The sequence below is a fragment of the Teredinibacter turnerae T7901 genome (genome assembly GCF_000023025.1).
Lineage (GTDB): Bacteria > Pseudomonadota > Gammaproteobacteria > Pseudomonadales > Cellvibrionaceae > Teredinibacter > Teredinibacter turnerae_B.
In genome coordinates, this window is the sequence record NC_012997.1 from 1518739 (window position 1) to 1543196 (window position 24458).

The following is a 24458-nucleotide window of genomic DNA, read 5'->3' on the forward strand; positions in this document are numbered from 1 at the left end:
TTCTTACATGCGCGTAGTATTTGTGATGGCGCTACTCGTGGTGCTTGGTACGCTCCTCTCGATGTCTGTATCGATGATTAAATTCGCCAGTCGCGATGGCCTGACCCCACTCGCATTCTTGCTATCATCCTCATTTATCGCTGGAGTTTTGCTTCAGCTTCTTGCCGTACTTCTCGGCTATCGACATAGACTAAGTTGGCGCTACCTGGAATACTCCGCGGTTACGGGTTTTATATTTGCTCTTACGAATATTTTGTCTTTCTTTGTGGTAACAAAAATCGGTGTGTCGTATCTATCGATCTTGTTGTCTTTTCCAATCACCCTCACCTGGCTGTTGTCTATTTTTCTGGGAATGTCGAAGGCATCGTTTACTCACTTGTTGGGTACCAGTTTGTGTGTCGTCGGTGGGGTATTTCTTTCGCTTTCTGCGAATACAGGCAGCGGAGCGCTCAACCTCTGGACATTTATCGCATTTTTGATTCCCGTTGTTATCGCGTTGGGTAATATTTATCGCACAAAGCGCTGGCCAGAGCTGATTCACCCCATACAACTAGCGGCTTCCATGCTGCTGTTTTCATGTCCAATTACTGCTGTTGTATTGGTTGTGGGCGACAACGACTGGACGCTGCAGCTTTATCGTATTTTTAGTGAGCCTAGATGGGTTGCACTACAAGTAACCATTTATGTGTTTATGTACTGCTTATTTTTCTTTGTGCAGAAGCTCTCTGGCCCGGTTTATATCAGTTTTATTGGCGTTATCGCAACCCTCGTCGGTGCTGCCACCTCCATTGTGATTCTAGGTGAACACGCAGGCGCTGTATTTTACCTCTCATTTCTATTTGTATTACTGGGTATATTTGTTTTCAGCTTGCCTCGAAGAAATGTAGCGCTAACCAAGTAGTCTAGTTTTTTCGTCTGCACACAAGCTGTGTGGTTTAAATTGTTCGGATAGAAATTCGATGAAATAGCGAACTTTGTTAGGGATATATTCGCGGTGAGGAATCAATGCATGCAACGAAAAGGACAGTGTCGATTGATTCTCGAGTATTTCTGTCAGAATGCCGGCTTCGATATCTTTGTAGACAACAAATTTCGGTAGCAGCGCTATTCCCACTCCATTAATTGCCAGGTCGCGTATTGCCCTAGGGCTGTTTACTGAAATAGCTGATGGAACTGCGATAGTTCTATCTAGCGCATCGGCGGTCTGAAATGGCCACTCGTTGGTGATTCTGAAGTTGGAATCAACGATACATTTATGATCCTGTAGTTCTGCCGTAGACTGCGGTGTGCCATACGCTTTTAGGTAGGTTGGCGAGGCACACAAGCAAAATGGAAACTCAGTGATTTTCCTGGCAATCAGATTTGGACTGATTCTGTCACTGATGCGCAAAGCAACATCGACTCCTTCTTCGAGCAAATCGATTTTATGGTTGGAAAGATTGATATCCAGGTGTAGCTCTGGGTGAGTACGCATAAACTCGGGAATCTTGTCTATTAACAAAAATTCACCAAAGGTGACCGAAGTGCTGATTTTGAGTGATCCTTTCAAAGAGTCTTTCTTTTCTGAAACAAAATCGACCAGTGATGCGAACTCATTGAGGATGATTTGCGCTTTCTCGTAGTATTTAAGGCCTGCTTCTGTCGGCGCGATTTTTCTCGTGGTTCGATTGAAAAATCGCACGCCATATTGCTGTTCCATCAGACTGATATATTTGCTTATTAGCGCTTTGGACAAGCCAAGTCGATCGCCAGCTGCTGTGAACGATCCAGTTTCAAGTACAGCAACAATCGTTTTTATCCCGTCTAATGTATCCACTTTTTTATCCGTTAAATGCTTGCTGGAAGTTTTTATTGTAAATTTCTTAACGCATTGTTCCACTCTATTGCTATTTAGCCAAATCTCGCTGGCAATAGATGCTGGTGATAAACCTCGAAGCAGGATCAATGCACATTTTGATAATGTGGTTTGCTTGAATGCTGCATACAGCTTTTATTGATCTGAATAGCACTGGGATCAAAGCATTAAATAGTGTTTGAATATTGTATTACGTGACAAAATTACCAAATTAATTAAAACGTTTGAACGTTTATTCCGAAAGTGATGTATGCAAGTTTGGGATCTTGTGAACAACAGGTTTTGCCATGTTTGGACGAGGAAAAACATTAACGGATTTTGCTGAGGTTCGTGAGCTGTCTGGCATTGTTGTGCCCTGGCACTGGCTAATGCGGTTAGGGGAAGGTTGTAACTGATTGTATGCTTGCGTCGCGGCCGTGTAGAAGTGCGATGCGGCAAACTCGAACCCAGGCCTGGTAAGACACGAGTGTCGGCAGGCCCTGGCGTTTGTCGCTGATGTCCCCGAAAGACAGGAAATTAGGTTTCGAAAAAGTTAGGTTTCGGATACGAGCCCGGCTTGCTATTCATCCACTAGCCATAATTGCCGGGCAATACCCTGGTCTATTGCTTCTTGGTGCGCAACATGCTGGTCGGGCGAATCGTCTGGCGGTAATTCTGCGTTAATACCATAGTCACACTATCGGTGGCCTTGTTGCCGGTATAGCTAGATATCGAGCTAACAATATGGCGCTGACTCACCTCAATTTAGCCACTGAGCCCGATGACGGGCTCCTTCGCCGCATAAGGCTGCTCACTTCCACTCCCCAAAATGCCGGTTCGAGCTGTCCCCTGTTGAATGTATATTGGTCATACCAAATATTGATATGGAAACCGTTATGTGTAATCATCGCAAAAATGGTAATACCAATATGTCGGGCATCGCTCTGTAACCACTGGCGTGATGCCGCTTCTGGCAACCACTAATAATTATAAAAAGGTGCGTATGTTCTGCACAAAACCTGCTTTGCGGGCCCTTCGGGCGAGCTTAATGTTAATGCTGGCGCTTATGCTGAGCACCAATCTGACAGGCTGTGCTCCGGAATCGAAGGTACGCGTGATACGGATGGGCCACGCGTTAGACGTGGCACACCCTGTTCACGAAGCCATGGTTTATATGGCAAAGCGTGTACACGAGATTTCTGCTGGGCGCATGTCTCTACAGATCTACCCCGGTGGCCAACTCGGTTCTGAGCGGGAGATGATTGAGCTGTTGCAGATTGGTTCTCTCGCGATGACCAAGGTTTCATCCAGTCCGCTCGAAGGCTTTATCCCGCAGATGAAAGTGTTCAGTATGCCCTACGTTTTTCGCGACGCAGACCATTATTGGACGGTATTGAATGGGCCGATTGGGCACCAGTTGCTCCTTTCTGGCGAGCCGGTAAAACTGCGCGGGTTGGGTTATTTTGATGCGGGCAGCCGCAGTTTCTACACGGTTGATAAACCTGTTCAGCAACCTTCTGATTTGGCGGGGCTAAAAATACGGGTACAGAACAGCCAGACGGCGGTACGGATGGTGCGTGCGTTAGGTGGGGCAGGCACGCCTATTTCGTGGGGTGAGTTGTACACCGCGCTGCAACAAGGGGTGGTGGACGGTGCCGAAAATAATCCGCCAAGTTTCTACTCTTCAAAACATTATGAAGTGGCAAAGTTCTACTCTTTAAACGAGCATACCTCGGTGCCGGATATTATCCTCATTGGCACGCATGTGTGGAATAAGTTATCCGCTACCGAACAACATTGGCTGCAGCAGGCGATGGATGATGCAGTGGTTTTTCAGCGCCAGCTTTGGCAGCGGGCAACGGAAAACGCGTTGAAGGAAATTAGTGCGGCCGGCGTCACGATTATTAAACCGGAAAAAGCACCTTTCGCCAACGCGGTTGAGCCCATGTTTGAGTCAACAAAAGATACTGAACTTGGTCGCTTGGTTGCCGAAATCAGACAACAATAATTAATGCTTAACCGCAACTCCGCGGTCGTCGAATTAGTGCTAATAGGCTCCAACATGAACACCCTCGAAAAACTATTGGGTCGCTTTCTGGCATTGCTGCTTTTTGTCATGGTGATGGATGTTAGCTGGCAAGTGATTACACGCTTTTTATTGGCTCAACCGAGCTCTTATACCGAAGAACTCGCGCGCTATTTACTGGTCTGGATTGGCTTGCTCGGGGCCGCTTATGCCTACCGAACCGGGGCACATCTGGGGTTGGATATTGTTACCAGAGCCTTAGCTGCCGAGCGCGCGTTGGCGGTAGCATTGTTAGCGCACAGCGTGTGCGCCAGCTATGCATTGATTGTGATGGTGTTAGGTGGAATCCAACTTGTGCAACTGACTTTTGCTCTGGCTCAGGTGTCAGCTGCATTGCAGATCAATTTGGGGTATGTCTATTTGGTGCTTCCACTGAGTGGCGTGCTCATATGTGTGTTCGCTATCGATAAGATTCGAGTGCTGCTCTTTTCCAAACAAGCCGTTCAAGCTGCGGAGCGCGACTAATGGATGTATCTGTAATTATTTTGTTAAGTGTTTTTGTCGTTCTTCTTTTAATAAATGTACCTATATCCATTGCCATTGGTGTTGCCACGTTGCTTGCCATGTTGGTTACTATCGATTTCTTGCCAGCGGTAACAACGGTTGCACAGCGTATGGGCGGAGGCATAGATAGCTTTGCTCTGTTGGCGATTCCGTTTTTTGTATTGTCTGGATTGTTAATGGGGCGGGGCGGTATTGCGCTGCGCTTAATTGAGTTTGCCAAGGTTCTGGTGGGGATGCTTCCCGGCGGACTGGCGTTTGTTAATATTATTAGTTGCACACTTTTTGGCGCTATCTCCGGGTCCTCCGTGGCGGCGACCTCCGCTATTGGCGGTTTTATGATTCCCACCATGGAAAAAGAGGGATACGACCGAAATTTTACTGCAGCGATAACTGTCACCGCATCGACAACCGGGTTACTGATTCCACCCAGCAATATTCTCATCGTTTATTCGTTGGCGAGTGGTGGTGTTTCTATTGCGGCGTTATTTGTTGCTGGCTACCTTCCCGGTTTGCTGGTGGCGCTGGGCCTTATGGGGGTTTGTGCCGTTTATGCAAAAATACAGGGCTACCCGGTTGGCCAAGTGCCTACGCCTGGCGACGTGGTGCGAAAAACACTTGATGCTCTACCGAGTTTACTGCTGATTGTACTGGTAATTGGTGGGATTATCGGCGGGTTCTTCACGGCTACCGAAGCGAGTGTGGTGGCCGTGCTGTACGCACTCTTTCTGGCAACCGTTGTTTATCGTCAGGTAAAGCTGACTGATTTACCTGAAATATTTACCAAAGCGGTTGAAACCACGGCGATAGTTATGCTGCTTATAGGAACGTCTACAGCGATGTCGTGGATGCTCAGCTATGAGAATATTCCGCAGGCCATTAGTGCCACGCTCCTGGCACTGAGCGACAACCCGTTCGTAATATTGCTGATGATAAATCTGATTTTACTCGCCGTGGGTATCTTTATGGATATGACACCGGCGGTACTCATATTTACCCCGATTTTTTTACCCGTCGCCGTACAGCTTGGCTTATCACCACTGCACTTTGGCATCATGATGGTGTTAAATCTCTGCATAGGTCTTTGCACGCCTCCTGTGGGCAGTGTGTTATTTGTCGGCTGCAGTATCGCTAAAACCAGTATCGCAAAACTGGTGAAGCCGCTAATTCCTTTGTATGCCGCCATGTTTATTGCGCTGCTGCTGGTTACATTTGTTCCTGCGCTAAGCGAGTGGCTACCTATCAACGCTGGGTTATACGAGAAGTAGGAATCCACGAATTTTAAGGTTTTTTCTCCGTTTGTGACTAACCGCGCGTTAATACCGTTAACTTCTGCCACAGGGATCTGCCTGTACATGATCGGGCGCGCAATTTTGGCCGCCTCTATATGGCATTATAGGCGCCATCGGAATGTGGTTTTGCAGTGATATTTTTTACGCAAAGCGAGCAGCTTTATCCGAGCGTTTATTCTTTAAATTTTAATTTTATCCTGAGTGTTCCGCTTGCCAGCTTGCCTTTTATATGGGCATGACGATATTTTGCCCGGCTTTTTATAGCTGCTTTTTTATATTAACGAGTTAAGTAGGTGGTGCTTGCTTTTCTCAATTCGGCACGAAACACATCTGAAAATATGACGCTCGTTACAAATTAGCGTTAATTATCTAAAAATCTCGTTGAATATGCAGATTCGATCATAAAGCGAACTTTACAAATCCACTTTGGATTGTAGACTGGTCAGGCCATATGCTGCGGCTTTGGCTATTATTGGTAAGACCATTGTGAGGCTTTTGTAACCCCCTCCTGTCAGTTGCCGTGTAGTCGTCCTCTATCTGGTGCGACCGGTCGGCGAATGGAGTTCGCCCTCCACGGCATCTGCCAATCTCAATAACGTTCGTCTGTCCACTGCGTGGGTAACAATAATCGAATCGGGCTGACGAACTCTCAAAAATTTCAGCAAGGGTTAATGGTATGAACATCCTTTTAAACCGATGTGTAGCAATGGCAGTAGCAATGCTCGCCGGTAGCGCAGCAACGGCAGTTTCTGCAGCGCCTGTGGGTTTTGCGGCCTTAAATGGCGGTACGACGGGCGGCGCCGGCGGCCAGGTTGTAAGAGCAAGCACAGGAACGGAAATTCACGAGGCGTTGTGCGGCCGGGCGTCCAGTAGCACTCCCATCATAATTCAGGTTGAAGGCACAATTACTCCGGGCAATACCAGTAAAGTCAGTGGTAGTAGTTGTAATACCGCCAGTGGCGTGATTGAAATTAAAGAAGTCAGTAATGTGACTATTGTGGGCGTCGGTGGTGGTGCAACATTCGATGAGGTGGGTATCCATGTACGCTCATCAAGTAATATTATTTTGCAAAACCTGTACGTGCGCGATGTAAAAAAATCCAATGGCACAACCTCAAATGGTGGTGACGCCATTGGTATGGAATCTAACGTGTCTAACGTGTGGGTAGACCACGTAACTCTGGAAGCGTTTGGTGGCGAAAGTGAAGGTTACGACGGCCTTTTCGATATGAAAGCCAACACCAAATACGTGACCCTTTCGTACAGTCACCTTAAAGGCTCTGGGCGCGGCGGCCTTATAGGGTCGAGCAGCAGTGATGATGAAAACAACTACATTACGTTTCATCATAATTTTTATGAAAATATTCACTCTCGTATCCCGCTGCTGCGCCACGGCGACGCGATTCATACCTACAACAACTTCTTCAGCAATATTTCAGGCACCGGCATTAACTCGCGCCGTGGTGCGAAGATACGTGTAGAAAATAATTATTTTGAAAACGCGCGTAATCCGCTGGGTACGTTTTATGACGACGTGGAGGGTTACTGGCAGGTCGCAGGCAACTTTTTTGCCAGCAGTGTGGTTTGGGAAGAGGAAAGTGATGAACATCCGGCAGGTCCTAATGTTCAATCCACTACGACGGTTAATATTCCCTACAGCTACTCGCTAGACGATGCCGGATGTGTACCTCAAATTGTGCAAACGACTGCCGGTGCGAACAAGGGGATGTTAACGTCTGATGGTTCCTGCCAGAGCACGTCTTCATCATCCAGTAGCAGCTCGTCGAGCAGTAGTTCCAGCAGTGGTGGCTCCACCAGTAGCAGCTCGTCATCAACTAGCTCATCTTCTGGTGGATCTGGCGGAACGAATTTAAGTATCGGTGCTGGTTCGGATGGTTCCAGTAAAGCGTCGGGCACTTCCTACGGTGATGTGCGCGATGGTGACCTGGCCACCTACTGGTCGCCCAGCAGTTCAACAGGGCGTATCTCGATAAAGTGGAGTGAAGATACAACAGTCGCGCGTGTCGTTATTGTTGAAGCCGCAGGAAGCGAAGGTAATATACAGCACTGGGAGCTGATTAATAATGATACCGGCGCGCAAATCAGTTCCGGAACGGGCGCTGGAACCATTGATTTTAATCCAGTTACTCTTGGCAAAATAAATTTCGAAATCCTTTCCAGCAGCGGTACCCCTGCGATCGCAGAATTCGAAACTTATGCGAGTGCCGGTGGATCGTCTTCTTCCTCGAGCAGCAGCTCCAGTTCTTCAACCTCTTCCAGCTCCAGCTCTAGTTCAACTAGCGCTTCATCGTCATCCTCGAGCACAAGCGGTGGTGGCGGCAGTTGTGCTGGCATTAATGAGTATCCTGACTGGACGGCGCGAGACTGGTCTGGCGGCGACTATAATCACGCGAATGCCGGTGATCAAATGGTCTACAGTGGCGCACTCTACGCGGCAAACTGGTATACCAATACGGTTCCGGGCAGCGATGCGTCCTGGACATTCATTTCGTCGTGCGATCAGGGCGGTTCTAGCAGTTCTTCGTCAAGCAGTTCTTCGTCAAATAGTTCCTCATCAAGTAGCTCATCTTCAAGCAGTTCGTCATCCGGTGGCTCGGTCGTTAGCGCGACTGTGCAAGAAAACGCCCTTGGCTTTTGTGGCGTTGACGGAACTGTAGATAGCAACAACGGCGGATTTACCGGCAGCGGATTTGCGAACACCGACAATGCTAATGGCACTGGGATCGATTGGACAATTACCGGCGATAGCGGGTCTTATACGTTGCGCTGGCGTTATGCCAATGGTTCCGATGTGAACAGGTCAGCGATACTGAGTGTAAATGGCGTTGCAGTATCTACTGAAGATTTTGTGGGTACCGGTAGTTGGACCTCATGGGCTACTACGTCGGTGCAGCTAAATCTGGGTGCGGGGTATAAAGAAATACGCTTGCTGGCAAATCAATCATCCGGGCTCGCGAATATAGATTACGTGGAAATTACTGGCCCGGGCGTGGCAGCTGCAACCTGTGGTGGCTCAAGTTCATCCAGTAGCTCCAGTTCATCGAGCAGTTCTTCCAGCAGTAGTTCATCGAGCAGCTCTTCCGGAGGTATTGGTGGCGCTTGTGACGCATTACTAAACGATCCGAACACAAACTGGCGAGATACTTCTCTGCAAACCGATCAGGAAATTATCCAATGTTTGAGCAGCAGCCTCGGCCAACCTGTTGGCTTCGGTGAGAGCGCAACTGGCGGATACAATGCGAACGGCGGCAGTGAACTGGTGATTATTACTAACAACCGCCCGGAAGATCAGATCCTCGCTGCGATTTCCTCACCTGACTATAAGTGGATAGTGTTTGATAAACAGGATTTCCGCGATGAAGTGCAATTGATGATGTATCGCCCTTACTGTTCGAATAGCAGCTTGCAATCAGCACTTGGGTTAAACGAGTCGCAATGTCGTGATCCTTATGCCTGGTGTTCCGCCAACGGTGTGGGCAGCGAAGCTTGTTTGGAAACATTCTTTAACGAAAAACTCAATGACAGCAGCCTGCCTATTCGCAACTATCTGATTGACAGCAACACCACGATAGACGGGCGCGGTGCGAATGCCACCTTTGTCTTCAATGGCTTTAAAATCGGTTCGGACAGCAGCGGTGCCTCTACGCACGAGTCGGAAAATGTCATTATCACCAACAATAAGTTTATTGGTGTGGGGCATGTGGAAGATCACGATCTGGACCCGGATATGATTCGCTCGACGGGTGAATCGCATGATATCTGGATTCACCAGAATACATTTGATACCACAGGTGACTCGGCGTTTGACGTGAAAGTGGGTGCTTACGATATTACGGTCTCGTTCAATAAGCTGGTCAATGTTAAGCGCGCAGCGCTGCACGGTTCCAGCGACAGCCGTACCATCAATTCACAAATCACGACGACTATTCACAATAACTTGTTTGTAACAACGGACGAGCACTACAGCGATAGTCGCTACGAGACCTTGCGTCGAGTGCCACTTATGCGGCGTGGACAGAGCCACATGTTTAATAACGTGTTCTACAACTACCGCAAAGATATACTCAGCGTGCGTGTTGGGGGCCGAATCGCGTTTGAAAACAATATGGTTCTGAATAACGCAGTCGAGGCGGCAAACAATAGCAACAGCGATGATCTTGACTATTTTGTTGAGACCCTGCTGCGTGATTTCCGTGAAGGAGGCCTGGATGTGTGGGGCAGCTACGTGTGGATGGCCAACGCCAATTGCCAGCTGCAAGGTGATGCCGGAGATCTTACCAAAAGTGAAGGCTCGACGCCGGATATGATGGCGCAGTACAGCAATCGTTCACGCTCTGAGATTACTGGCCACTTGTTGCCAGCTGGGCAAGACCTGGCAGATTACCTTTTTGCTACCGCAGGCAAGGGTGGCGTTGCACCCTGGGTTGTTACTGGTGCATCGAGCATTTCTGATGTCGTTGCCAGTGCGCCTGGCGGTTGCCAGTAGCACAGCGTAGCTAATAGCGACGCGGTGCTAATAGCTTGGTAATGAAGATAGCAAAGTTAACAGGCGGTGCAGGGAAGCGCTGCGATTGGCCGAAGGGCACGGGATTAAATAGCAAGTTTCATCTATTTAATTGCCTGGTTAATAGAAGATTTGCATAGGTTTTTGTGCGGCAACAGGGGCTCCTTCGGGAGCCCTTTTTTACATGTAATGAATATTAAAAAATAACAACAGGAAACAGGTGGCTATGAATAGACGTGGGCATTGTTTACCGAACAACGCGTTGAATTGGGCGTTGAGCTTTTTATTGAAACGAATACATATCGTATTTTTGTGTTTGCAAGTTCTTGTTGTGTCGAAGGCCGCAGGTGAAGAAATCACTAAAACGGTGGAGAGTGGCTGCAGCGTAAGTGTGTTATCGCAGGCGGATATTGGGGGCGGTGATACGGAATCGTGTGTCGGGCAGTGCTTTGCAATGGTTGGCGATGCGCTTAGCTATCTCAAAAAAACTGATTGTAGCAGCACGCTTATTTCCATCGGTAAAGGTCGATATCGCGAAAAAATTGTGTTGGATCTTCCGGGGCTGACGCTTGCAGGCATAGGTCGGGATCAATCGCACATTGTGCACGCGTTGCCTGCAGGTGCTGCTGCTAGCTATGACCGCGACGGTTGGGGCACACCTGGATCGGCAACGGTAACAATCAACGCTTCCGATGTGGTTGTGCGAAATCTCACAATCGAGAACGATTTTGATTTTCTACGCAATGATGGCCTCGAAAAAAATAATCCCCAGCGGGAAGCTAGCGCTCAGGCTGTGGCGCTTCTTTTAGACTCAAAGAGTGATCGAGTTTTACTGCAAGGCGTTAAGCTCGCGAGTCATCAAGATACCCTGTTTGCCCGAGGAAAACGCGCGATCGTTATTGATAGCATGGTCACGGGTAACGTGGATTTTATTTTCGGCAGTGGTCAGGTTTGGTTCGAGAACAGTGAGCTGATTTCCCGCAAACGCGGTAAAGCGATATCACCCGGAACGCTAGGTGGCTACATTTCGGCGCCCTCGACGCAGCTTCGCGACAGCTATGGATTTGTATTTAATCATTGCATGCTGGGCGCGGAACAAGGCGTTCCCGATGGCTCGGTAGCATTGGGTCGACCTTGGCATCCCACCAGAAATTTTTCTGACGGCCGCTATGCAGACCCAGATGCAGTGGGTTTCGTATTATTCGCAAACAGCGTTTTCGGCGCGCATATTTCCAAGCGTGGTTGGACTTCGATGCGAGGTACCAATAAGGACGGAAAGAAAACCTTGGTTTTTGCGCCTGAAAGTGCCAGGTTCTTTGAATGGAATAACCGCGGCCCTGGCGTTCATGCTCGTACACAACGCGAAAGAGAATTCGGTCTGGAAAATGGTGGTCCTGCTAAGTCCAATATGCTGGATATATTGCGCGGTTATCACGTGGCTGATTGGGCGGATGGCATGAAAGTGCTGGATGCCGGCTCGCAGCGAATGGAGTAAGTGACTCAAACGGTGTTGCGTTGAACGTTATTTGTCTGTCGACGTTTGTAACTGTACTGAATAATACTGCTTGTTTGTGAGGATTGCTCGGCTATAACCAACTCAAACTATTCCTCCGAAATTCTAGCACCAAAAAGGAGGTGCTATAGCAAGTTTCGTGACCATTAATCCCGATACAGTCTTGTGAGCGGAATTTGATCACAATACCAGATTCGAGAATGATTAAGTAGTCAACAAATTAAAGGATTGCTCGTTTTCCCTTGCTAATCTTTTTTAAACTATCATCCGAGTTATCATGCCCTTGCTGCATTTCTCTTGCAGATAACATGGTGTAACGGTTGTATTCTCTGCAAGCGGGATATAGGGAAATTCAAAATTAATAGGAGGCGCTCATGAGACCAATACTGATTTTCCGTTTGCTGATGTTAGTAGTGTTTTCTTCCATGTGTTTTAGAGGTTATGCACTGGAAGATGGGATCTACGTAATTAAATCTAAAATATCTGACAAGCCGATCGAGGTGGCTGACGCCAGCCTGTCGGAGGGCGCAAATATCCAGCAGTGGTCTGACAACAATGGAAGTCATCAGCGCTGGCAGATCTCCAGCGTTGGTGAAGGAATATATTCTATTGTTAATGCCAACAGCGGTATGGCGATGGAAGTGTATAACTTTGATACCACCGATGGTGCGAACATTGTTCAGTGGACATATTGGGCTGGTGAAACCCAGCACTGGTACATCAACGATCTTGGGAATGGTTACTCAAGCATCGTTAATGTTTATTCCGATAAATCGCTTGATTTATATAATTTTGATACGAGCGATGGAGCCAATATTGCTCAATGGACTCATTGGGGCGGCGACCCACAGCAATGGGTTCTTAGCCCGGTTGTTATGCCGCCTGATACGCTGGTTATTGAAGAAAATAACGCGGGATTTTGTCGCGTTGATGGAAGCATCGATAGTAACAATATGGGTTTTACCGGAAGCGGATTTGCAAACACCGACAATCAGGTTGGTACAGGCGTAGAGTGGGCAATCAACGTTTCAACTGCCGGTACCTATAGTTTTGAATGGCGATTTTCCAACGGCAGCGCCGCGGCACGGCCTGGAGCCTTAACAGTTGATGGTGCCTTAGTTGCCAGCGTAAGTTTTCCAACTACGGGCTCTTGGTCGTCTTGGGCAGCTAGCGAAACCTCAACAACCTGGTTGAGCCAGGGCTACCATTTTGTTCGGTTGGAAGCGACTGCAAATGCAGGGTTGGCGAACATCGACAGCTTGAGTATAACAGGCGCAAGTCTGAGTGCTGAAGTTTGCGATTTTGGCAGCACGCCTACGCCAACCCCACCACCTGAAGACATTGTTTTTGCTACGCCCAGTTTAAACTCCATTTCGGTACATGATCCTTCAGTAATCGCGGCAGAGGGACAGTTTTATATTTTTGGTAGTCATCTTAGCGTTGCGCGCAGTGTAGATATGCAAAACTGGGTGCGTGTAGCGGATGGCGTGAATGCGCAAAATCCGATTTTTAACAATGTCGTTAACGAGCTGCAGGAAGCGCTAAGCTGGGCGGAAACTAACACCTTGTGGGCGCCAGATGTCGCTAGTGTAAACGGCCGCTATTTAATGTATTACAACGCTTGCCGTGGAGATTCACCGCTCTCTGCGTTGGGAATTGCTAGTGCATCCAATGTAGGGGGGCCTTACACAAATCAAGGGATAATTCTGCGGTCCGGCATGTGGGGGCAACCGAGTGCAGATGGCACAACCTACAACGCGAATGTCCATCCGAATGTCGTCGATCCTGCAGTATTTTTCGATCAGAACGGGCGCCTCTGGATGATGTACGGTTCTTATTCTGGTGGCATATTTATTATGCAGCTCGATCCATCCACGGGCTTCCCTTATGGTGGGCAAGGTTACGGCAAGCATTTGCTGGGCGGTAATCATGCAAGGATTGAAGGAGCTTATGTCATCTATAGCCCGGAAACCGGATTTTATTATATGTTTTCGAGTTACGGCGGACTGTCTGCAGATGGTGGCTATAATATCCGCGTCTCTCGCTCAGCCAATCCGGAGGGCCCCTATTACGATTCGAACGGCACAAACATGGCTAGTGTAAAAGGGGCTGCGGGAACCGTATTTGACGACGCCAGTATTGCTCCCCACGGCGTAAAATTAATGGGTAACTATGTGTTCTCCGGTAGCAACGACACTTTGGGTTACGTCTCTCCTGGGCACAATTCCGCATGGCGTGACCCGGCAACAGGGCAGTACTTTTTACTCTTTCATACCCGATTTCCCGGCCGTGGTGAGCAGCACGCTGTTCGTGTTCACGAATTCTTTTTTAATGAAAACGGCTGGCCTGTCGTGTCGCCATTGCGCTACGCGAAAAAAGTAGATGTAAATAACAGTAACCGAAGCTTTGATCAATTGCAGGCAGTTTATGCTCCGGAAGTTCCCGGCACCTATCAGCTGATAAATCACGGTAAGGATATTTCTGCGGTGATAAAACAGTCTACGGATATTCAATTAAACAGCGGCGGATCGATCAGTGGTGGCGCGAGTGGCAGTTGGAGTTACTCCCAAGGCGAGCGTGCTATTTCGTTAGTGATCGATGGTACGCGCTATTCAGGCGCCGTGAGCCGCCAATGGAATCAGGTACGCAGCCGCTTCGAAGTTACATTTAGCGCATTATCCAATGATGGGACTGCGGTGTGGGGCATTCGCTCCAATTAAATTCACTGTAGTATTTTATAACACGACCTGGCAGCGGACTCTATCTGTTCTCTGCCAGGGGTGTCGAATGTGAATAAATCGGTGATAAATCCTATGTGAGGCTCGCTCCAAGTCGCGAGCCGCAGTGGGTTTTTGAAGATGATTGCCAAGAGAGGCTTTTGAAAAGGGGGGAATCTACGGGCAGCTAACTGGTGATGGACGATAAGTACCGAAAGGCCGGTGTTTTTAGTCTTCGTTTGCCGGCCTGCCGATTGTCGCCAGGATTCCTCCATCCACATAGAGAATTTGCCCGGTAACAAAATTACTTGCGTCTGATGCGAGAAAAATGGTTGCGCCTTGCAGGTCATCGGGGTCTCCCCATTTGCCTGCCGGTGTGCGGCTGATGATAAACTCGTTCATCGGGTTACCATCTACGCGAATAGGTGCGGTCTGGCTGGTAGCGAAATAACCGGGACCAATGCCGTTAACCTGAATATTGTACTTCGCCCATTCTGTCGCCATGTTGCGGGTTAGCATTTTCAGGCCGCCTTTTGCTGCAGCATATGCGCCTACCGAGTTTCGCCCCAACTCACTCATCATGGAGCAGATGTTAATAATCTTCCCCTTGCCTCTGCCGATCATGCTTTTGGCTACCGGTCGCGTCATGGTAAAAACGCCCGTTAAATCCGTTTTTAATACAAGCTCCCATTCTTCTATTGGCATTTCCAAAAGGGGGGTTCGGCGAATAATGCCTGCGTTATTTACCAGGATATCAACAGGTCCAACGTCCTTTTCAATAGCCTCAAGGGCGTCTGCAACTTGCGTTTCGTTGGTTACGTCAAAACGGTAACCGAGCGCATTGATGCCGTGATTGCGATAATCCTCAAGTGCACTATCGATCTTTTCCTGAGAGGAATGACCATTAATGACAAGTGTCGCTCCTGCCTTGGCGAGGCCTTTTCCCATGGCCATGCCCAACCCGTGAGTCGCGCCCGTGACAAGGGCTACCTTACCTTCGAGATTAAAAAGCGCCGTGCTCATTGTGTATTGCTCCTGATTATTACCTGGTTTATTTGAGGTCTGCCGGGTTGTGAAAGTCCATATCTGTGTAGTCCAGGTTTTCCCCAGCCATACCCCAAATAAATGTGTAATTCGCTGTGCCGACACCAGAATGCATGGACCAGGGTGGTGATACCACCGCTTGTTCGTTACCGACCCAGATGTGGCGAGTCTCGTCAGCGGGCCCCATAAAGTGACACACAGCGTGTTCTTCAGGTAAATTAAAATAAAAATAAGCCTCCATGCGACGACTGTGGGTGTGCATCGGCATGGTATTCCAGATACTGCCGGGCTTTAGCTCCGTCATACCCATTTGCAACTGGCACGTCTCCACGACGCCGCCTATAACGAGCTGATAAATTTCGCGTTCGTTACAGGTGGTGGCATCCCCGAGCGACAATACATTCGCATCTGATTTGCCCACTTTTTTGGTGGGGAATTGCTGGTGCGCCGGGGCTGAGTTCATATAAAACTTTGCTGGATCGCTGGCAGTTGTGCTGGCAAAGCTCACTTGCTGCGCTCCTTTGCCGATATAAATGGCCTCTTTCGCGGCAATTGTGTATTTCTCTCCGTCAACTGTCACGATGCCTTCACCGCCAATATTGATTGCCGCGAGTTCGCGGCGGGCAAGGAACGCGTCGGATTTTAATTGATCGACAGATTCCAGATGGAGCACGCTATCTACTGGATAGATGCCGCCAACAATAATTCGGTCGTAGTGTGTGTAGGTAAGGCAAATTTCATTTGGCTTGAACACAGATTCGATGAGAAAGTGTTCCCGGAGCTTGCTTGTATCGTAGTTTTTGTAATCGTTTTTGTGGACGGCGAACCGCTCTTCAATGGATATGGTCATAGTGAATTCCGTGTTTTAAAGCTGGTTTCTGAGCTATCTTTTCTGTATTTGGGCCACTTCAAGCCCCGCCATAATAAAAGGCGCTGTACCTTTTGGGTCGTCAGCAACGATCTGCTCGCTCATATAGTAGTTGTAGCTTCCATCCCGACCGAAGCCGAGCCCCGCTACCAGGCATTGGTTGGTCATGCTAATGGTGGCGTCAGCATTAACCGTTATAAATTCTTTCACCAGTGAATCGTAGGCACTAGTGGCCACATTTGTGTAGCTCTCGGGTAAATAGCCACGATTTACCGCCTTCGCAAAAAAATACACAAACATAGCCGATGCGCTGGATTCCAGGTAGTTGCCGCGTTTATTGGGCTTATCCATAATTTGCCACCACAAACCTGTATCTGGATCGCGATACTTTACAAGAGCGCCCGCCAGCTCTGTAATCATGTCCTGAAGTGGCGTAGTTAACTCAGGTTTATCGGCAGGCAGGTATTCAAGCGTATCTACTAACGCCATTGCCAGCCAACCTACGCCTCTGCCCCAAAATTCAGATGAGAGCCCTGTCGTAGGATCCGCCCATTCCTGCTGACGTGTTTCGTCAATCGCGTGATAATAAAGTCCGGTTTTTTCATCCCGCAAATATTTACGGGTAAGGATGAACTCCTGTACTACTTCGTGTAGTGCGGCGCCCTGTTCGAACAGAGTAGTATATTCTGCGAGAAAGGGCATACCCATATATACGCCGTCCAACCAGAGTTGCCCTGGGTATTTTTTCTTATGCCAGAAAGCGCCCTCGCGGGTTTTTGGGTGATTGCGCAGCTGCTCGCGCAACTGATCAGCGGCCAACTTGTATTTTTTCTTTTGAGCTTGATTGTCCAACTGGGTTTGATTGTACAACGCGAGTACCGCTCGACCGGGCGCTACACTGTCGATATTAAAGTTTTCGGAGCTGTAGGCGATAATGCTGCCGTCGCTGCGAATGTAAGACCCCGTCACTTTCTCAAGAACGTCGGTATAGTCTGGATTATTCATTGCCGCCCCCAATCGCGCATAAGCTAAGGGCAAAATTCCGACAATATCGTATTCAAATTTAGGTACGCGGCGTCGATTGGTATCCCAACCCCCCGCGCGGTATTTCAGCGTTTTCCGTTGCAGCTCTGAGTCAGCCATCCACTCGCTCCAATGCAACGCCGCTTTTGCGGATTGTCTGGATATTTGTGCGCGGGTCTCTTTGGTATGGCTTGTTTGCAGGCGCACACGAATAGGTTGAGTCAGCTTTTCTGTTTCCCTCTTGAGAAAAGCATCGAATTGGTCAGCAGATTTTATCGGCTCTTGGGTTTCTCCATCCCAGACCGCAACAAAGTAGTAGTCCAATTGGTTACCTCGAGTTTTCATGTGTGCCGCGTAAGATTTTTTATCGTCAACAATTTTGTTAAAGTCACGCTTGCGAAACAGTACAGCTAAGCCGAGTTGGCCTCCGTCGAGCGACTGAGGCCCCCAACTTGCGAGATAGGTAAAACTATCACCTGGAATATTCATATCTCCCAGAAGTAATTCTGTATTGGGGTGTTTCACAGTGCCTATAACAAAATCGTTACTAGCATTAGACATCGCCAGTTGTGTGTGCACCAATTCGCTACCAGCTTGCATGGAAAGAAGCGCCGAAATATTGAGCTGATTTTGCCCAATGTGAACATTTTGATAGTCGATAGAAAATGATGAATAGGTGTTCGTATTGTTGCGGATAGTCGCGGTGCGTGTTTCGGCGGGGATGGCTGCTTGCACCTGGTTATTTTGCCAGAAGCCAAATCCACCCGCGCCAAGAGAATCGCCCACCTTTAACAGATCCATACCCCATTCCGTCATGCTGTGGTAGGACTCATAACCGTCCAGCCCAACACGTTGCAAAATCGGTTGAGGGGTGGTTTTGCCGAATACATCGAAACCGTTGCGCTCGTCCAGGTAGAGCCGGTACGCCATTTTGTCGGATTCTATTCCCGGCCCTTCATATCGTATCCAGTTGGAATGATCCGTATAAAAATCGGGTGGTGTCAGTTGTGTGACGTTTTCAAACACCCCGCCGTCATAGGCTTTGAATTCGGGTTTCTTGGGGTGGGTGTTCCAATCTCCACCGTGTTTTCTCGATATTTCCGCTTGCGTTAATTTTTGGTCGCTCCGAGAAATGGGGGCTGCAGCACGTGAAATTACAAGTTCTTTTTTTGCGCCACTTTTCAGGCTGACAAGAATAACAATACCATCTTCGTTGCCGTCTCCGTCTTTATCGATAACATCGAGTGGGAGCTGTGCTTTTTTATCTCGCACGACTAATGTGTGCGTGCCTTCAATACCCAATTCGTTAAAACTTAAGTAAATCTGCTCTGACAGTCGCTCAAATGCCGAGGGGTTGGCGACCGCTAGGACCGCAATGCTAGGGGATTGCTCGGTATTCGCTTGTTCCAGTGATGTTTGCTGTTGCATACACGATTGCATTAACAGCGATGCGCTGACAATTGAAAAAGGTTTAAGCCAGTTTTTTGTCACGATTCATTCCAGAGTTTAGTGGTTGGAAACGAAAAAAAGCGCCGATGGTGCTGGCGCTATGACGCTTCATTGCCCAGTCGAGGAAATATGAAAATGTTAAAACTTATACTGTGCCCCCAAGTACACTTGGGTTCCGGTTTCGTGATAGTAGGAAAGACGTTTATCGTTGACGTCTACCCACTGGTCATCAGCTTCGTTGGTAAGGTTGACTGCGTCGAACGTGAGCTTGAAATGGTCGTTAAGCGTGTAGGCCGCAGAAAAATCCAGGTTGCTGGTGCCGTAAGTACCGTGTTGAACATTGCCGTTGCGACCGCGGGGATCGGTGAGATAGTCACTGCGCTCTACCAGTGCGAGACGCGCGCTGAAATGGGTATCTTCGTAGTACAAGGTCGCGCTGGAAGTGACATCGGACAGATTTGTCAGGTCGGCGATTACATCGATATTGCCATCGCTATCGAGATACGCGACCTGTGTCTTAACGTAGGTGTAGTTCGCAATAATACCGACGTTTTCCCAGAATTCGCCGAATGCGCCAAATGTGGTTTGGAAGCCCCACTCAAAGCCGTGAAGGTCGCCACCCGGGCCGTTGAGCGGTACTGTGCGATCAAACAGTAATGACGAGTTACAGTCTGCGGTAACCTGCCCGGCCTGTTCACACTGGCTGACAACTTCCTCATCGGGAATGCCAAGTTCGGCGGGTGTTCTTTGGTCCTTCAGACTTTGTACGTGACTGTCGATTTCTTTTTTAAATACGGTGAGCGTCATGGCGGCGGTATCGCTCAGGTAGAGTTCAATACCTGCGTCGTAACTGGTGGCTTTAGTGGGCTCAAGGAGTGGGTTCCCGCCCGTGATTGCGCGGGCACTACCATCGACGCGCACTGCCTGGTCCGCTTTTAACGATTGCAGGCCTGCGCGCGCAATACCTTCTGACGCGCTGAATCGCAACACCACATTTTCCATGGCTTCGAGTCTGAAATTTGCTGAGGGCAGTAAATCATCGTAGCTGTGATCGACCCATATTTGTTCTTTTTCGCCGTCGCCGTTGACGTCGTACCAGCCGGTTGACGATTGACTGGTGTTAAATTTGCGCAAACCGATGTCACCACTAAAAGGCATATCGTTTAGCGAGGTGGCGAAATCAAGTTGCACAAAAGCGGAGGTGGTGTCTTCGGTTACGCCGAATGTATCTGGTTGCCGTGGTATCAGTTCCCATTCACCGGTGTCATCCAGGATTGGGTAATCGGCAAGCAGTGCTTTGCGATCCGGGATAAGCCACTCTCTGCCGTCTCCCAGCCCTGAATCGTAAGTCGTGAGGTAGCCGTCAATGGTCACGCCGTGATTATTCTCGGAGCTAAGGCGGGATTGGTAAGAATCGAATTCAAACGATTTTGAGCTTATGCCACCCTTAACGGTAAACACCGCGTTGATATCATATTCGATGTCGACAGCAGCATTAGAGAAACTGTTGTTGGTTCCCTGTGGTCGCTGACGTATTCCGGTCAGCGCCCAAGCGGACTCGGTGTAAGCGTCATCGCCAAAAGTGAGCATAACATCGTCGCTTTCGCCGCGGTAATCCCAGCTAAAACCAACGCCGTCGGCGCGGCTGATAAATGTGTTTTGAATCGGGTTTTTAAATTCGGATTCTGCGGTTCCTATAAGCCCGTTGATACGCAAGCGATCATTAAATTCATGGTTCGCATGCAAGGTGATTTGATTGAATGTGGTGTTAAGTTCGTCGTAGCGGTCTTCAGCCTGTACGGAGCCATTGGCGATATCAGCGTAGACCAGCGTATTGCCTTCCACGATGTAATCGCGAACATCATAATCGGCGACGGTGCTTGTGCTGTTGCCCACGCCTTGCATAAACACTTCGCGGCGTGTCGCGTCGTGCTCAGAATAGAGTGTGTCCAATACGAACTCAGTGCTTGTTGCTGGTTGCCATTGCAAGCTCAGCGCGGCGCCGGTGCGGGTAATAGTATGGGTATAGGAATCGTAGCGCGGAATCCGTGGGTGAAATGGTGCGTCGTCGCCATTCAGGTATTCAAGCTCCGCTGCATCCGGGTCGCCCTGATAACTACCAAAATCTTCCGCGTTGGACCAGCGTACGGTACTGTTGCCTTCATCGATAATTTTTCGATCAGCGTAGGACACCGAAAACAAGGCGCCGAAGGTATCTGTTAAATGGTGGCTGACCAAAACGGAGAGTTTGGGGTCGATTTCTTCCGATTTGTCGTTGTAGCCTGCCTGAGCAGACACTGAAAGGGTGAAACCATCAAAGTCCATCGGTCGGGCGGTGCGCAAATCTACCGTCGCGCCCAGAGAGCCTTCCTCAACTTCACCTGAGTTGGTTTTTCGCACGATCAGGTTGCTAAATAAATCAGAAGAAAATGTGTTGAAATCGAAAGACCGGCCGCGGTTGTTGCCGCCTACCGCATCGGTACCACCTGTGCTGGACATGGCTTCCATGCCATTAATGCGTACGCGGGTAAAGTCCGGCCCCAGGCCACGTACCGTAATCTGTCGGCCCTCGCCACCTGCGCGAGACACCGCGACACCGGGAATGCGCTGCAGTGATTCTGCAAGGTTGTTGTCGGGGAAATCGGCGATATCTTCAGCGTAGATAGCATCTACAACGCCATTTGCCTGTTGTTTGGTTGCCAGCGAGTTCTTCAGCGAGGCTTTAAACCCCGTGACATAAACTTCCTCCAGTGCTTGTTCCTCGGCAAGACTCAAGGTGCTGATGCTCATAGCCACCGCGGCGGCCAGGGGGGTGATTGCATATGGCTTCATTATTATTTTCCCTTCGATGTTTACGGTTTCACCGGCACCGGGAAGGTGCTTTTGGTATTACCTTTATTATTTTTGGATAAGGCCAATGCTGGCACAAATTGGTATACCAATCAATAGAATTGGAATACCAATTTTTTTATATTGCAATTCGTGCTAGAAAAATTGAGTTTATTACCAATCTGCCTGGCGATTCGTGCCGGCGCCAAGGTGACTGCTGACGCGATCACTGCGACAAAAAATGCTGCAGGCAGCGAGTAGATGAAAGGGTTGCCGGTGCTGTATCAGCGCCTTGGGCGTTAGGCTCTGTAAGGCGGGTAGAGCGGTTGCGGGCGCGGCCGCCAGCAGACAACTTCATCTGGATTATTTCTTAAGCGCTCATGTCGCCGCACCATAGGGTTTGCCGTTCACCGATACGCCCGATAAGGTCAGTCCGTCGACATGCTCAATTACACCTGCGCTGCGCGCACGGTTGAATGTTGAATTGGTGATCGAGAGTTGTTTTATGGGCGCGCGGTCGAATCCGCGAATTTGGAATACCTGTTGGGCGTGTTCGCAACTGATATTGTCCAGGTTGATGTTGCGTACTGTCGGATCGAATTTTCCAGCGTCGCCTTCTTCGTAATGAAAATTTATTACGATGGCATCTTTTACCTGACCGATTTGAATGTCACGCAGGTAAATGTTCTCGATTAATCCACCCCTGACTGAGTTGGTCTTTATGCGGAAACCGCGCTCCAGGTCTGGACTGCTCATGCGGTTGTCGTGCGCATAAACGTTGCGAACTCCGCCGGAAATCTCACTGCCAATAACCACACCGCCGTGGCCAGCACGCATTTCACAATGGCGTATCACGATATTTTCGCTGGGAATATTCAGTCGTCGCCCGTCGGCATTGCGTCCGGATTTAATGGCGATGCAGTCATCGCCAGTATCGAAAAAACAATGCTCTATTAATACGTTGCGACAGCTTTCCGGGTTGCACCCGTCAGAATTGGGGCCGAGACTTTGGAGGTGCAGGCGCCGGGCGGTGACGTTGTCACACAGGACCGGATGCACCAGCCAGAAGGGCGCATTGATGATGGTGACATCTTCCAATAACACATTGCGGCACTGGTACGGCTGGATAAACGGGGGGCGCAGATAGTGCCCGTCGCTGTAGTGACGTTGCCGAGGTGGGACGCCGGCCTCCGCCTGTGCAAACAACTGGGCGCGGCTATTGTCCTGTGATGCAAAGCCGGGGCGTGCCCACTCGCTCGTACCTTTCCACGGCCACCAGTGCATTTCGCTGGCACTGCCATCAAGAACACCTGTGCCGGTAATGCCGATGTTTTCCGCCTGGTAGGCGTAAATCAAAGGCGAATAGCCCATGTATTCGACCCCTTCCCATCGTGTAAAAACAGCTGGCAGATAGTCATTTGGGTCTCGGCTAAAACTAAGCCGCGCGTTTTCGGCCAGGTGAAGCTCAACATTGGATAGCAGGTGAACGGCACCAGTCAGATAGTGCCCGGCAGGCACCAGCACGCGTCCTCCTCCCGCCTTGTGGCACGCGATAATGGCGCTGTTTATTGCACCGGTGCTGAGTGATTGACCATCGGCAACAGCGCCGTAATGTTGAATATCGAATTGCCTGTCCGGGAATACGGGTGGTTGAACTGCAGTATCAATGGTTTGCGCGGTTGCCCAGTCTACGGGGGGCGACAGTGACGACAGATTGTGACAACCCGGCAAGCTGAATGCAGCAGTTGCCTGAAGCAGTTGGCGGCGAGTTATTGGTTTCATTATGCTCTACCTTTGTTATGTCAGACCTTAGGGTAGAGCATTTCTGTCGTTTTGGTAAGACCAATTATGAAATTGGCTGAAGGGAGTGTGTTGAAATGTGCGCTGGGTTAGGTGTCTCGGATGACTGATCAGGTGAGCGCTTTGGCGCGATCTATTAGCGAAAAACGGGAGCGGTCTTTTTCGACGCTTTTGCGGGCGTCCTCGATCGCTGTGGCTTCTGTGGCGTCCAGCAATTGCTGGATAACCGCCGTCAGGTGGTTGCGCATGGCCGCCCTGGCTCCCGCGGGGTCGCGACGGGCGAGGGCATCCAACACGTTTCTGTGCTCCTCAATCCGGGGGCGAGAACCCGATTGGCGTACTTTTTCGTGGATTCGTGCTGAAATTGGCGACTCATTTCGCATTTGCCATAACAGGTCGCATACTGCAACAACGGCGTCGTTCTTGGTTGCGCGGGCAATTAATTTGTGAAAATTCTCATCGGCTTGTTCACAAATGGGCTCAGCGTCGTTTTCCTGCACCATGGCTTCCAGCGCTTCACGTAGTTCGGCTATCTCCTCGTCTGTGATCTGCCGCGCGGCAAGCTCGGCAGCTTCGCCTTCAAACAAAATGCGCGCTTCCAGGATGTCAAAGGGGCCGATATCCAGGTCGGTGGTGTTGCCTGCCGAGTCGGCTTCTTCGCAAACATAGACACCGGAGCCGCCGCGTACCTCTACAATTCCAGCAATTTCCAAGGCAATAATCGCTTCCCGCACGGTGGGGCGGCTAATTTCAAAACGCTCAGCCAGCTTACGTTCTGCGGGCAGTCGGCTGCCCGCGGGGTATTCGCCTTGGCGAATGGCGTTGGCCAACTCCTCTGCAACGCGCTGGTAAAGTCGATTTGGCTGGGCGTGTCGGCCAGTGATGTTGATCATGTTGAGGGACCTTATCGAGTATTTTGAGGTGCCGTGTTATTTGGGCAGGCCACGGAGTTAACGTCTGGTACCCGTGGGCTTAGC

At 49.5% G+C, this 24458-nt stretch carries 14 protein-coding genes; 7 read left to right on the forward strand and 7 right to left on the reverse strand.

What is annotated here, in order from left to right; all coding sequences use genetic code 11:
* The first annotated feature begins 7 nt into the window (after positions 1 to 7).
* Positions 8 to 901 (forward strand): DMT family transporter, encoded by an 894-nt coding sequence (locus TERTU_RS06535; RefSeq protein ID WP_015820055.1) that lies wholly within the window; start codon positions 8 to 10, stop codon positions 899 to 901.
* On the opposite strand, the gene TERTU_RS06540 is transcribed toward TERTU_RS06535, so the two are convergent.
* On the reverse strand, positions 890 to 1816 hold the full coding sequence (locus tag TERTU_RS06540) for a LysR family transcriptional regulator (RefSeq protein WP_228378280.1): 927 nt from the start codon (positions 1814 to 1816) through the stop codon (positions 890 to 892). The two genes, TERTU_RS06535 and TERTU_RS06540, sit on opposite strands and share 12 nt — an antisense overlap.
* Positions 1817 to 2795: 979 nt before the next feature.
* On the opposite strand from TERTU_RS06540, the gene TERTU_RS06545 reads away from it, so the two are divergent.
* The 6 genes from TERTU_RS06545 (at position 2796) to TERTU_RS06570 (ending at position 14471) form a co-directional block, all read left to right on the forward strand.
* Entirely contained in the window at positions 2796 to 3842 is a 1047-nt protein-coding gene (locus TERTU_RS06545; RefSeq protein WP_041590094.1) for a TRAP transporter substrate-binding protein, read from the forward strand.
* Positions 3843 to 3896: 54 nt separating this feature from the next.
* On the forward strand, positions 3897 to 4385 hold the full coding sequence (locus tag TERTU_RS06550; RefSeq protein WP_015818316.1) for a TRAP transporter small permease: 489 nt from the start codon (positions 3897 to 3899) through the stop codon (positions 4383 to 4385).
* The gene (locus TERTU_RS06555; protein ID WP_015818746.1) at positions 4385 to 5689 is read left to right on the forward strand and encodes a TRAP transporter large permease; all 1305 of its coding nucleotides are present in this window, start codon (positions 4385 to 4387) and stop codon (positions 5687 to 5689) included. Before TERTU_RS06550 ends, TERTU_RS06555 begins: the two co-directional genes overlap by 1 nt.
* Positions 5690 to 6389: 700 nt before the next feature.
* The gene (locus TERTU_RS06560; protein WP_015816881.1) at positions 6390 to 10220 is read left to right on the forward strand and encodes a pectate trisaccharide-lyase; all 3831 of its coding nucleotides are present in this window, start codon (positions 6390 to 6392) and stop codon (positions 10218 to 10220) included.
* A gap of 244 nt (positions 10221 to 10464) precedes the next feature.
* Positions 10465 to 11733, forward strand: a complete 1269-nt coding sequence (locus tag TERTU_RS06565) for a pectinesterase family protein (RefSeq protein ID WP_015817490.1) — start codon at positions 10465 to 10467, stop codon at positions 11731 to 11733.
* Between the two features lie 392 nt (positions 11734 to 12125).
* Positions 12126 to 14471, forward strand: a complete 2346-nt coding sequence (locus tag TERTU_RS06570) for an RICIN domain-containing protein (protein ID WP_015818333.1) — start codon at positions 12126 to 12128, stop codon at positions 14469 to 14471.
* Positions 14472 to 14696: 225 nt separating this feature from the next.
* On the opposite strand, the gene TERTU_RS06575 is transcribed toward TERTU_RS06570, so the two are convergent.
* The 6 genes from TERTU_RS06575 to TERTU_RS06600 all read right to left on the reverse strand — a co-directional run bounded on the left by TERTU_RS06575 (position 14697) and on the right by TERTU_RS06600 (position 24374).
* Positions 14697 to 15491: a gluconate 5-dehydrogenase gene (locus TERTU_RS06575; RefSeq protein WP_015818416.1), complete on the reverse strand. Its 795-nt coding sequence runs from the start codon at positions 15489 to 15491 to the stop codon at positions 14697 to 14699.
* 28 nt (positions 15492 to 15519) lie between these two features.
* Positions 15520 to 16362 (reverse strand): 5-dehydro-4-deoxy-D-glucuronate isomerase, encoded by an 843-nt coding sequence (kduI, locus tag TERTU_RS06580; protein ID WP_015819242.1) that lies wholly within the window; start codon positions 16360 to 16362, stop codon positions 15520 to 15522.
* Positions 16363 to 16395: 33 nt separating this feature from the next.
* A complete protein-coding gene (locus tag TERTU_RS06585; protein WP_015817034.1) occupies positions 16396 to 18894 on the reverse strand; it encodes a glycoside hydrolase family 88 protein in 2499 nt (832 codons plus the stop codon).
* Between the two features lie 96 nt (positions 18895 to 18990).
* Complete coding sequence (locus TERTU_RS06590) at positions 18991 to 21684, reverse strand: TonB-dependent receptor (protein ID WP_015818196.1); 2694 nt, start codon at positions 21682 to 21684, stop codon at positions 18991 to 18993.
* Between the two features lie 375 nt (positions 21685 to 22059).
* Complete coding sequence (locus TERTU_RS06595; protein ID WP_015819110.1) at positions 22060 to 23463, reverse strand: glycoside hydrolase family 28 protein; 1404 nt, start codon at positions 23461 to 23463, stop codon at positions 22060 to 22062.
* Between the two features lie 128 nt (positions 23464 to 23591).
* Entirely contained in the window at positions 23592 to 24374 is a 783-nt protein-coding gene (locus tag TERTU_RS06600; protein ID WP_015819555.1) for a FadR/GntR family transcriptional regulator, read from the reverse strand.
* Positions 24375 to 24458: the final 84 nt, after the last annotated feature.

Coding starts and splice junctions, on each gene's coding strand:
- kduI (WP_015819242.1), bottom strand. CDS start 16,362: ATGACCATATCCATTGAAGAGCGGTTCGCCGTCCACAAAAACGATTAC.
- TERTU_RS06535 (WP_015820055.1), top strand. CDS start 8: ATGCGCGTAGTATTTGTGATGGCGCTACTCGTGGTGCTTGGTACGCTC.
- TERTU_RS06575 (WP_015818416.1), bottom strand. CDS start 15,491: ATGAGCACGGCGCTTTTTAATCTCGAAGGTAAGGTAGCCCTTGTCACG.
- TERTU_RS06550 (WP_015818316.1), top strand. CDS start 3,897: ATGAACACCCTCGAAAAACTATTGGGTCGCTTTCTGGCATTGCTGCTT.
- TERTU_RS06565 (WP_015817490.1), top strand. CDS start 10,465: ATGAATAGACGTGGGCATTGTTTACCGAACAACGCGTTGAATTGGGCG.
- TERTU_RS06545 (WP_041590094.1), top strand. CDS start 2,796: ATGCCGCTTCTGGCAACCACTAATAATTATAAAAAGGTGCGTATGTTC.
- TERTU_RS06560 (WP_015816881.1), top strand. CDS start 6,390: ATGAACATCCTTTTAAACCGATGTGTAGCAATGGCAGTAGCAATGCTC.
- TERTU_RS06590 (WP_015818196.1), bottom strand. CDS start 21,684: ATGAAGCCATATGCAATCACCCCCCTGGCCGCCGCGGTGGCTATGAGC.
- TERTU_RS06570 (WP_015818333.1), top strand. CDS start 12,126: ATGAGACCAATACTGATTTTCCGTTTGCTGATGTTAGTAGTGTTTTCT.
- TERTU_RS06555 (WP_015818746.1), top strand. CDS start 4,385: ATGGATGTATCTGTAATTATTTTGTTAAGTGTTTTTGTCGTTCTTCTT.
- TERTU_RS06595 (WP_015819110.1), bottom strand. CDS start 23,463: ATGAAACCAATAACTCGCCGCCAACTGCTTCAGGCAACTGCTGCATTC.
- TERTU_RS06600 (WP_015819555.1), bottom strand. CDS start 24,374: ATGATCAACATCACTGGCCGACACGCCCAGCCAAATCGACTTTACCAG.